The following is an 11,844-nucleotide window of genomic DNA, read 5'->3' on the forward strand; positions in this document are numbered from 1 at the left end:
AGCGGCTGTACTGCCCTTGAACTAGAATAATTGTAAGGTTGGGTTTGACTGTTGCCATACGGCTGCTCCAACGCACCCTCAGGATTCACGCGTGTTGAATTCTCACCCCCAGACTCATTCAGGTTTTAATTCCGAAACTAATGGTTTATAGCGATATTCCCATAAAGGTCTTTCATTATGTAGTAAGATTTCTTTAATCTTTCATGATACTGAGGCTTATCCCAGTCTTCCCATTGATACCGATACATATCGGAGGAATGGATCTTTCTTTCTATTGCATTCGGATAAGTGGATGTGATCACAAGCCCTCCAGGACCCTCTTTTTGTTGTGCTCCATCCGTTTTATAGGTTACAATCGCCATCTTCATTTCTTTTATGGTTTCTGACGCTGACGGTCCTTTTTCCCAGATGTCCCCGGTAATCTCGTGTTTGCTTGGATCTCTAAAATTAAGTAATTGCCAAGGAATCCTCAATTCCAATACACGATCCTTAAAATTTAGAGCTACATCCGTTAACGAATTAAAGTTCGAATGATTCGGGTTTCCGTCCCCTGTTCTCAGCACCCCTGTTTCGTAGCTTTCCAATGGTAAATCAATCGTCCTCCCGTTTACATTGGGGATCGTCAAGGGTCTGTTTAGAACTAACTGCATCGTATGGAAAATGCCATTATCCTTATTCTTAGCATAGTCCAACTTAGGCATCATATTTAACGTATGTCCGTAGGTAAAATAATTCGTATCATAGTAGCTGTCTACCCAGATTCTTGATGATTTATCTCCCTTCAGGTCAATAACAAAGTCAATCCCCTCTTCAGTAGAGAGGTCGGAACCACCTGGAATCCGATGTTGGCCTTGATCAGGAATTGTATTGAGCAAGAGCATCGTATTCACTTTTGACCATTCTAACGGCTTGCCGTTGTCCATGTAATTCAAGCGAAAGTAAACATAGCTTTCATCACTAGTGACGAAAAATTGCTTCAAGCGTGCCTGCTCATCATCTTGATTACCTGAGGTGCTTGTGGAGGAATCGGCCACTTTTATCGGATTGATTTTACGGAAATCCCAGTCGCTAGTCTCACCGTCCACATAAATCGGCTTATCAGCTGGGCCTGCATCAAAACTAAGCAGCCCGAAACGCTGCTCTCCGGTCTGTACATTGGACCAGAAAGGACGGCGGTCGCTATTATCCAGTTCCGTAGTATTCCAAGTTCGCTTAAACCATTCATCCTGCCAGCTAAAGAGAAGTCCCCCAGCCAAGCCTTCACGGGTCATATCCTCAAATAATTTCGCGTCAATATTCCCTTGTTCCGTCTCATCATGATTCCCTTGATTCCATCCACTTATATTTCGATGGGCCATCCCTCGGGAAGAAGGCACGCCAAATTCAGCAACCAGAACGGGAATTTGATGATTTTGTTTCAGGTCCTTTAAATATCCGGCGTAACTATTCTTCTCACCGCGAAAATCGATGTAATTTGTATATTTAGGTTCATAATTAAGAAAATCGGGGTAATAGGGATACACGTGATAGGATGCGAAATATCCCCCTTTATAACTCGGATTTTCTTTAATGAGATTCGGGTTTATGACAGCCATATCTTCTGTTTCCAAAGGTTCCGTGGGGTGTTTCATCAAATCGGTTGTTACCCAGTTAGTGAAGCTGATTGGTCTTTGCCACTGATAACGATCTGATTCATAGACGGCGATTGACTCCATTTTATCCGCGAGCCAGATCTCAAAAGGTTGTGCATTTTCTGTCCTAAAATATTTTCCGTTATAATTCTCCATGCCCTTATGCTTGTTGTTAGTGGAGTCGACTACTGTCGGGTCCCACTCAACACCCAAGATCCAGCCTACGACATAAGGGGAGACATCTGCTTTGTATGCACCGGCGGCATGCCCCGCCCTTTCAGGCAGATTGATTTGTCCATGAATGACATCCACTACATTCTGCATTTCTTTCTTAAAGTCATCCGCTGTATGACCGATAAATACATCCTTCGTCGCAACCATATCCTCTTCATCGACCCATATGCCATGAAACAAATAAATGGGATGGCTCGCTTTCGAATTGTACTCTAGCAAAGCCTCGTAAAATGCTGGTGGATGCAAGGTGTAAATCCTTATGGAATTTACATTCATATCCCCCATTTGTTTGAACCATCGCAAGTAATCAGCCTTGGCAATCCCCATTTCCCCAGGGAATAATCCCGGTTTGGTAGCCCCTAAATTCACACCTTTAATCAGCATATCCTGCCACTCGCCATTATGGTTAATCTGTATGTAGGAACCCCCGACTTTAGCGGGGACTTTAACTCCATCTATGGTTACTGGTGTTATCGTCGATACTGGCGGAACAGATGTTTCCGGTGTCATAGGCGCTGCATCTTTATCTCCTCGCTGCACAATATAAGCAAGAACCCCCAGCACAAGAACCAACAATATGACTACCAGTGCATTTCTTCCTTTAAACAACCCCATACCTAAACTTCCCCCTACTTTCTCTTTCGATCGTTCAACAAGCCCAGATATCTATGATGAAACGCCCTTTCGCTTCATCTCGCCCCAACTCTGTTTTTTCCCCATTATCGCTGACATGAGTGCTTTTACCCGCCAATATGTCATAATCGGCCGATACCAAAACGCCTCCGACAAAGCAAAGAAAAATAAGCGATTGAGTTCGGATACCCGCTTATGTTTTCCTAGCCTCCACTCCTCAAGAAGCACGGAGCCCATGGACAGGAATGACCCGTACATAACCATGAACAGAAGTAAAGCCAACGAATATTGAATATTGACTTCCCCCAAGATCCAACCGATTAATACGACAAGATAACCTATCATTTCAATGATAGGACCGAATAATTCTACAAAAAGGAAATACGGAATGGCGATTAATCCAATTCTCCCATATTTTGGATTGAAAGCCATTTTTCGGTGAGTCCACAAGCTTTCGAATAACCCCCGGTGCCACCTTACCCGCTGGTTTCTCAATATTTTTATTTCCTCAGGCGCTTCGGTATAACACACTGGATCCGCGACGTATTCAATTTTGGCTCCCCATTTATTCTCGATGTTCATTCTGTGAAGACGAACAACAAGCTCCATATCCTCGCCAATTGTTCCCAGCTTATAGCCGCCCGCTTGAATGACTCTTGCTGTTTTGAATACCCCGAATGCGCCGGAAATGATGAGAAGGAGATTATTTTTGCTCAATCCGATTCTCCCCATAAGGAAAGCGCGCATATATTCGATTGTTTGCATAATGACCCAAGGATTCCTGGACAGCCTTATTTCCTTCATCTGCCCATGAACGATTGTGCTTCCGTTCGCAATCAGCACATTGCCTCCCGCAGCGAGAATTTCCTGTTCGGTATTTTCTATGATCGGCTTCATAATCTTGAGGAAAGAATCCGGTTCCAATACGGTATCTCCGTCAATAGAAGCAAAATACGGATATTTAGAAAGATTAATACCCGCGTTCAACGCATCCGACTTTCCGCCATTCGCTTTGTCAACAAGCAATAATTGAGGATAAATTTCCGACTTATAGACCGCTTTGATCGGTTTGGTTTCGATTCCGTTGCGTTTTTGAAATACTTTATCTTTCAAGGGTACCATTTTAAACCGTTCAATCATTTTTTGCAGAGTTTGGTCCTTAGATCCATCATTGACCACAATGACCTCATATTCGGGATAGTCCAATCGTCCGCTTCCTGTGACTAGTGACAGCACAGTACCGATAATTCCCATCTCTTCATTGTAAGCCGGAACCAGAACTGATAAGGGGGGAGTGAACGCAGATTTTTTGACTTTCTTATAAGGCTCCACATTATGAAGGCCACGTTCTCGCTTTAACCGATCGAAAGCCAGAAAGAAAAGGATAAAATAAAACAAACAAACGAATACAAGATAAAAAAAGATCACTAGATTCACGATCTGGAAGAGAAAAACAGCAAGATCCCAATAATTATTCATAATCTATGCTCCTCTCTAACCATTCCTTAGCAATGTTTCTGGCATAACTGTCAGGGTGTGTCGTGGTAATAGAGAGAAGGATATCTCTTCCATTCTTGTATTTTCGAATGGCTTTAGCAGCCTCTGATCTTATGACATAGCTTCTATCGCTGATGAACTGCTCTAGGTACTGCAAAAAACGTTCTGTTTTGATATTCCCCATGAGCCTGACATACATCAGTTTTTCCCCCGTGTACTGCGGGCTCTGCCATTCTCCCCTTTGGGACTGCTCATCAATAATCTGCGTAATTACGTCAGGAGAGCTAATATAACCAAGGCTCGCAATTGTTTTGGTTGCCCGCACCCTCTTCTCCTGATCGGTTGCATTCAACAAGCTTTCCAACAATTCTTGAAGTTTCAACGAGCGGAAATTTTTATCTCTAAGTACATCTATCATACTTAACTGCCATTCATAAGGGAGATCATAAAAAATATCTACATAGCTCTCGAAATTATCTGTAGTAATAACCAGGCTAATCATCTCGTTTAACAGAAAAGGAGGAAGCCCCTTCGATTCCTTGAACAGGTCCTGAAGATGGACGTATCCGAAATCGGCCAAAAGGAGATAAATCTGATATCTCTCTTCCGATGAACACTTCTTGCTCTTGAGCAGCTTCAATAAGTCGTCCTGCATCCTATCAATCTTAAAAAGATCGATGAAATACAGCGTATTCATTCGGGTACTCCATTTGGAATGAAAAAGCCTTTTTCTGTACCACGGAACAAAATATTCCTCGACAAACGGTTTTACCGGATTAAAACTAGGCTCGATTTTGAAATTACTCAGATAATCGCCGAAAAAGTCTTCAAGGGCTTCAAACTGATAAAGTTCAATTGGGCGACACCGACGGCTTATTAAGGAATAATTCCTCTTCCCAGCGACAAAGTATTCTTGGAGCTCGTTCATGATCTGTTCCAGCCATGCCTTTTTCCGTTTCTGAAACAGGTTGGTCCTTATTTTTCTCAAAACCAAATATATATAAACAAAGCATAGCAGCAGAAAGAAAACGACCGTGAGTACCATGACAGTGAAGAGATTAATCATCGCGTCCCCCGGATTAATCGTCTTATTCGGGCGCGCAGCTCTTTAATGCTGAATGGCTTGACCATATAATCATTGGCGCCTCTTTGAATCGCCATTGAGATTTCCTCTTCGGAATCCCTGCTGGTTAACATCATGCACAAATACCTGCGTCGGTCGTATTGCGTGCGGATCTTCTGCAGAACCTCCAAACCATCCATCTTAGGCATGATTCTGTCAATAATGAGAAGAAATCGTTCATTCTGGCGATGCCAAGGGTCGTTGAAAAATTCCTCTCCGTCCGGATACGCTCTAATCTCTACCTCAAAATCTTGATCCGCGATATCCTCTAATTGATGCTTCAACATTTCACGAATTAACCTGTCGTCATCAATAATTCCGACTTTCAGCTTCCTCAATGTGATGGAGGTGAAAGTCGCCGTCCCGTCCATAACCCACGCTTTCCTGTCGGCAACAGCCTTATCCTTCGGAAAAGGCATCAGTGTTAAACATTGTTCTATGGTCTGTAAGGGATCCATAAAGTCCAACACCCTGGCCGAGAAGGTACCGCTGATCTCTCCTGCTGTTGTCTGGAAACGGAGCTGAGCAAATCTTTCGATCAACCGGTACATTAATTTCATGGCGTCTTCTTTGACTGTTTTCGGAAGAACGAGAACAAATCCTTCTCTATGAAATCGATATAAGGAATCCGCAGGTCGGATGCTATTTTGGATAAATTCCCCTAGTTCCTTCACCAACTGATGTCCTATAGCATAGCCATACGTTTCCTGAACGATAGGGAGATCATCCACCTGTACATAGACCATTGCGAACGGCTCATGGGAGCGTTTCAAATCATTAAGTTGATGCTCGACTTCTTGTTGAAGATTATTGTAATTATTTATTCCGGTCATCGGATCAATAAGAATCTGATCTAAGATTCGGTTTCGTTTCCTCAAGTTTCTGATCACCCTTGTGACTAATTCAACGGGTTCAACGCGGGAACCTATAACATCATCTGCCAAGGCCATACATGCGTAACGCAGCTTCAAATCTTCCTTATCCAAAGATATCAGGATCGGAACATGGTTATCTTGACACAGTTGAACGAATCCATTTAATACATGAACGCCATCATCTGCTATAAGGCTTGCGTTAATAATGACATAATCAGGGTATAACTGATAGAAGAGTTCCGCTGCTTTCGGCTGGTTATCCGATTCGAAAATAACCATCCCGTTTTCTTTCTCCAGATGTTCTTTGTAAAAGGAAAGAAATTCTGGGTCATCATTAAGAACTAGTAAAAGAGGCTGGTTTTCAAATGTTGAATGACTACGGTCTTTTGCTTCATAATTTAGGTTGACATCATTCATGTTTCATTGACTCCTTGACTGGCTCATAATTTTCTCCTAAATACGAAGTACTGTACGATAAATTTATGCCTACAAATTTGGAAAGCGGTAAATTTCTCCGACGCTGCTACTCGTTCACGGTCAACCCGAACGTAGTCCTTTAGAACTATTATAACCTATAGAAATGTCGAAAAATAGTGAATTTTGCATAAGTCTCGCAAAAAAATGACGTTAAAGAAATTTGCTGTGCTGCAAGTTCCTTCCACCAGTATGATTCGATTTTTCATAAAAAAAGCCTTCGGCTCAGGGAATCCATCCCTTTAGCCGAAGGCTTTCTTACTTTAACCCAGCACCACGCGGTCATCCGACAGCTTGTTGCCGCTGATGTGCTCGAACTCACCGAGCAGCTGCTCCACGGTGAGGTCCTTCTTCCGTTCCTCGCTCACATCAAGGATGATGCGGCCTTTATCCATCATGATCAGGCGGTTGCCGAGACGAATCGCCTGCTCCATGTTGTGCGTGACCATCAAGGTGGTCAGCTTCATTTCGCGCACGATGTCCTCGGTCAATCGTGTGATGAGCTCCGCACGCGAAGGGTCCAGCGCGGCGGTGTGCTCATCAAGCAGCAGAATCTGCGGCTTGGTGAACGTCGCCATCAGCAAGCTGAGGGCTTGACGCTCTCCGCCGGAGAGCAGGCCCACCTTCGCGCGCAGACGGCCCTCCAGGCCGATGCCGAGGCGCTGCAGCTGTTCCAGGAACAGCGCGCGCTTGCGCGCGGTGACGCCGAAGCTTAGCCCGCGCTTCTTGCCGCGGGCATACGCCATGGCGAGATTCTCCTCGATGGTCATTCGAGGAGCGGTCCCCGCCATGGGGTCTTGAAAGACGCGGCCAACCCAGCGGCTGCGCTCGTATTCCGGCAGGTGGTGGATGACCTCGCCGCCGATACGCACTTCGCCGGCATCCGGCGTCATGACGCCGGAGATGATGTTCATCAGCGTCGATTTACCGGCGCCGTTACTGCCGATGACCGTGACGAAGTCACCGGGCTTGAGGTTCAAGTTAATACCGATTAGCGCGATTTTTTCATCCGCTGAACCGGGGTTAAATAGCTTAGAAACGTTCGAGAGCTGAAGCATTAACGATCACCTCCCTTGTTCATTTTCACAGCAAGGGCGATGAGTTCAGCCGAACGCCTTTTCGCTGTTGCTTTTTGCTTAATAGCTCGCTGCACGGAAGGAAGAACGAGCGCGACAATAACGATAATCGCGGTAATAAGCTTCAAGTCTGATGCTTTTAGCCATTCGACTCGCAGGGCCAATGCGACAACTATACGGTACACGATGGAACCGAGTACAGCAGCCAATGTCGCTTGAAATACCGTCCGAGCACCAAAAATCGCTTCCCCAATAATAACGGAAGCCAGTCCAATGACGATCATCCCGATCCCCATCGAGATGTCAGCGAAGCCCGACTGCTGCGCGATGAGAGCTCCAGATAGTGCTACTAATCCGTTGGATAAGCTAACGCCTAAAATAGTGGTTCTGTCTGTGTTCGCTCCGAAGCTGCGAATCATTCGCGCATTATCACCCGTCGCTCGCAGAGCAAGTCCCAAATCCGTATGCAGGAACGCATCCAGCAGCAATTTGAACACGATGACAATAATAAGCACAACCGTAATCGGCGACATCGAAGTGAATATCGTATCGACATTGAGAAGTGAAATGTTAGGCTTGCCCATAATGCGCATATTAATGGAATACAAGGCAATCATCATAAGAATCCCTGATAAAAGCCCATTAATTTTACCCTTCGTATGGAGCAGTCCTGTACAAGCTCCAGCCACAAGCCCGGCTGCAAAAGCAGCCAAACAAGCTAGCAGCGGCGAATAGCCATTAGCAATCATGATAGCTGCAACAGCTCCGCCTGTTGTAAAACTCCCGTCTACCGTTAGATCTGGGAAATCGAGGATGCGGAACGTGATATAAACACCAAGCGCCATCAGCGCATAGAGAAGACCTAGCTCGACGGCACCATTCATTGAATCCATCATGTGAATAACCTCCTACTTTGAAAAAAAGGGGTGAACGAAAGCGACGTTCACCCCTTTTGTGTCTTAATCCTTACTGAATGATGTTTTTCTCTTTATCTTTTACTGCATTTTTCATAGCGTCTGTAACATCAATTCCTTGAGCTTTTGCTGCCTTCAGGTTTAAGATCAGATCCATTTTTTCAGGAACAGTCACTTTCATGTCTGCTGGTTTTTTACCATTCTTGAGAATGTCGACAGCCATTTGGCCAACTTGGTAGCCATGGTCATAATATTTGAAGCCTACTGTTGCAAAAGCACCCTTTTCCACCGTATCGCGGTCACTGGAGAAGAAAGGAATGTGTTTATCATTTGCAATTTGAATGATTCCATCCACACCGCTAACGACCGTGTTATCAAGCGTAATCAAGAAAGCATCCGCGCGCCCAACGAGGGATTGTGCAGCTTGTTTTACTTCAGACGTATTGGTAACTGGCGCTTTAATGAGCTTAATGCCGTGTTTCGTTAAGGTTTGTTCTGCATTTTTGGCCATGATAACAGCGTTAGGCTCACCTTCGTTAATAACAAGACCAACTGTTTTCACTTTAGGCATGTTCGCAGCAACGAAATCCATTAATTGCGCTACGGCCATTGGGTTCGTGTCTGAAGCTCCGGAAACATTACCGCCCGGCTTATCCACATTGCTAACAATTTTAGCTGCAAGCGGGTCTGTAACAGCTGCGAATAGAATTGGAGATTTCTTCACTTGCTGTACCAGAGCTTGTGCGGATGGTGTTGCGATACCAAGTACCAAATCGTAGTCGGCGGAAGCAATTTTTTGAGCAATGGATAAGTTATTCGGTTGATCGCCTTGCGCATTGTTGAAATCAACTTTCAAGTTGGTACCTTCCACGATACCGCCATCTTTAAGCGCTGCAAGGAAACCTTGACGTGTTGCATCCAGAGACGGATGTTCGACAATTTGTGAAATCGCGACTTTATAAGACTTTTGCGCGGCTGCCGTTGCTGCCGGAGTTGCTGAAGCCGCAGCGCTTGCTGCTGGAGCCGGAGCTGCCTTCTGCCCACAACCTGCTACGACCATAAGAGCTGCTGATAATACGAATGATACGAGTGCTTTCTTTTTCAACATAATTACCCCTCTCTAAGTTCCCATTTATCGCTTGGACTCATTGCTCACTCACCACTTTAACGCTTTCGCGGGACAAAGTTTGAGGATAGGAAATACCCAAGACTCCATATTAATTAACCATAGTTTAAAGCGCTTACGGGTTTCCGTCAATTGTTTTATCCGTATCAATATGTTTTCTGCCAACATCTGGAGTAGATTGCTCAGGACTGCTGTGGAGAATAAAAGTCACGAAGCAATTCATCCATCACCCGATTCGTTCGCGCCGCAGTCCGACCGGTACTAGGGCTTTTACCAATACCCCGCAGCTCGTCAACCACCGATTGAATAAGAGGCTGCTGCACATGAGCAGGATACGGAATGGCATACTCCTCGATCTGACCATCTGCCATCTCCAAGCGAATATCATCGCTAAACGTTGAAAACGCGATTTTACCAAGACTCCCCGTAATTTCAGTTACGTCACTGCGCTTGAATGCATTGAAACTCCAAATCCCAGCACCCATAACACCAGACTCAAATGCATAGGTCGTTGTTACGATATCTTCGACTTGATACTGCCCCGACTGATTTCTGGCAAAACCCTTCACTTCGCCAATTGGGCCAAGTAAATAATCAAGAACATCAAGCGTATGACTCGCCAAATCAACGAACAAACCGCCTCCGGAAAGCTCCGGCCGTATCCGCCACGGCTGCTCCTGTCCATCATCTTCCCTCATGGTTTGGAGGAAAGTCGTCTGCACAAATCGGACCTCACCAATGATACCGCTGTCAATCAATCTCTTAATCTCAACAAATTTCGGCAAGCCTCTGCGATAATAGGCCACGAATAAAGGCACCTTTGCTTCTTCACAGGCAGCTATCATTTCCAAACATTCCGCATGATTCCTCGCCATCGGCTTTTCCACATAGACAGGCTTCCCCGCCCGTGCTGCCAGCAGCGCATATTCTCGATGAAAACCTGGAGGTGTAGCGACATAGATCGCATTGACATCCGGATCATTGACCAGCGCTTCCGCATCATCGTACCATGCAGCAACTCCGTGCCTTTTGGCATAATCCTCAGCCAGCGCTCCATTTCTTCGCATCACAGCGACAAGTTCGGAACCCTCCGCCTTTTGTAAGGCAGGCCCGCTCTTGACCTCAGTCACATCCCCACAACCAATAATACCCCATCGTACCTTATCCATCTATCCAAACCTCCCAACAGGTCACAGAGAAAACAAGATTTTATCCTACATATTCGACATGAGATCGCCTCCTCCTTGTGGCCTTTTCTTATAAATGCAGCTGGCAGCGTCATTGGTCTAATCAATTTATGAAAAATTGGCACTTCTTCTATGCCACCTGAATGGCTATAATTTAATGAAAAACTAATTAGGAAGGTGAATAGATGTACATTCCATCCCACTTTGAAATAAAAGATGACTTGATTAGCTACGATATTATCGAGCAAAATGGCTTTGCCACACTGATTTCTCAGCATCAAGGCGGTCCATTCGCAACACACATCCCCTTATCATTGGATAAAAATAAAGAATACTTATTTGGACATTTTGCACGCCCTAATCCGCAATGGAAGGATATCGAAAAGCAGGAGGTCTTAGCGATTTTCCATGGTCCGCATTGCTATATCTCTCCCTCTTGGTATGAAACACCCACTACAGTTCCCACTTGGAATTATGTAGCTGTTCATGTATATGGCCAGGTCGAGCTTATAGACGACGTTCAAGAAGTGATGAATTCGTTAACTGATTTGGTTTTGAAATATGAAGAACCGGGCAGTTCCTATCAATTAGACCAAGTAGATGCTAGTTACATTGCGGGTTTGAGCAAAGGTATTCAAGGGTTTAGAATCAAAATTACTCGCATCGAAGGTAAGGCAAAATTGAGTCAAAACCATCCAGCAGAACGACAAGAGCTTGTTATTCAGCGGTTAGAAAATAGGACTGGGGAAGATGAACGTAAGATTGCCTCTCTTATGAGAGATAATCTATCTTAGAGCTTGACCTTCTCTCCTTTTATCGTGAACAGATGAATAAATCAGGACTCCTTACTCTCAGTGTATTGGTGTTGTAGAAAATACAACAATTGCTGCCCATATCCCGCCTCTCTCGCTTCAATGTTGTAAAATCCACAACAATTAGGACCCCGTACAGGCGTTTTTGCCACAAATAGGTCAGATCTGTTGTACAAACTGCAACAACAGCTTGCAAAATAGCCATTGAGGGTGGGAATTATTGTAGAAAATACAACACTAGCTACATCCAAGCTAGCTACAC

Annotated in this window: 9 protein-coding genes; 1 reads left to right on the top strand and 8 read right to left on the bottom strand. The window is 44.8% G+C overall.

What is annotated here, in order from left to right; genetic code table 11:
- Positions 1 to 137 precede the first annotated feature (137 nt).
- The 8 genes from GC098_RS14700 to GC098_RS14735 all read right to left on the bottom strand — a co-directional run bounded on the left by GC098_RS14700 (position 138) and on the right by GC098_RS14735 (position 10,752).
- Positions 138 to 2,480 carry a hypothetical protein gene (locus tag GC098_RS14700; protein ID WP_171643886.1) on the bottom strand — a complete coding sequence of 781 codons (2,343 nt, stop codon included), beginning with the start codon at positions 2,478 to 2,480 and terminating at the stop codon, positions 138 to 140.
- A 51-nt stretch (positions 2,481 to 2,531) separates the two neighbouring features.
- On the bottom strand, positions 2,532 to 3,977 hold the full coding sequence (locus tag GC098_RS14705) for a glycosyltransferase family 2 protein (RefSeq protein WP_171643887.1): 1,446 nt from the start codon (positions 3,975 to 3,977) through the stop codon (positions 2,532 to 2,534).
- The gene (locus tag GC098_RS14710) at positions 3,970 to 4,923 is read right to left on the bottom strand and encodes a HEAT repeat domain-containing protein (RefSeq protein ID WP_171643888.1); all 954 of its coding nucleotides are present in this window, start codon (positions 4,921 to 4,923) and stop codon (positions 3,970 to 3,972) included. The genes GC098_RS14705 and GC098_RS14710 overlap by 8 nt, the downstream gene beginning before the upstream one ends.
- A 134-nt stretch (positions 4,924 to 5,057) precedes the next feature.
- Complete coding sequence (locus GC098_RS14715; protein WP_171643889.1) at positions 5,058 to 6,410, bottom strand: response regulator; 1,353 nt, start codon at positions 6,408 to 6,410, stop codon at positions 5,058 to 5,060.
- Positions 6,411 to 6,730: 320 nt separating this feature from the next.
- Positions 6,731 to 7,525 (bottom strand): ABC transporter ATP-binding protein, encoded by a 795-nt coding sequence (locus GC098_RS14720; RefSeq protein WP_047679685.1) that lies wholly within the window; start codon positions 7,523 to 7,525, stop codon positions 6,731 to 6,733.
- Positions 7,525 to 8,439, bottom strand: a complete 915-nt coding sequence (locus GC098_RS14725; protein WP_171643890.1) for an ABC transporter permease — start codon at positions 8,437 to 8,439, stop codon at positions 7,525 to 7,527. The genes GC098_RS14720 and GC098_RS14725 overlap by 1 nt, the downstream gene beginning before the upstream one ends.
- 70 nt (positions 8,440 to 8,509) lie before the next feature.
- Positions 8,510 to 9,565, bottom strand: a complete 1,056-nt coding sequence (locus GC098_RS14730) for an ABC transporter substrate-binding protein (protein WP_171643891.1) — start codon at positions 9,563 to 9,565, stop codon at positions 8,510 to 8,512.
- A gap of 200 nt (positions 9,566 to 9,765) precedes the next feature.
- Entirely contained in the window at positions 9,766 to 10,752 is a 987-nt protein-coding gene (locus GC098_RS14735; protein ID WP_171643892.1) for a Gfo/Idh/MocA family protein, read from the bottom strand.
- A gap of 203 nt (positions 10,753 to 10,955) precedes the next feature.
- Between GC098_RS14735 and GC098_RS14740 the strand changes: the two genes are divergently transcribed.
- Positions 10,956 to 11,564, top strand: coding sequence for an FMN-binding negative transcriptional regulator (locus GC098_RS14740; RefSeq protein WP_171643893.1), 609 nt, complete (start codon positions 10,956 to 10,958; stop codon positions 11,562 to 11,564).
- Positions 11,565 to 11,844: the final 280 nt, after the last annotated feature.

Source organism: Paenibacillus phytorum (assembly GCF_013141715.1).
Classification (GTDB): Bacteria; Bacillota; Bacilli; order Paenibacillales; family NBRC-103111; genus Paenibacillus_E; species Paenibacillus_E phytorum.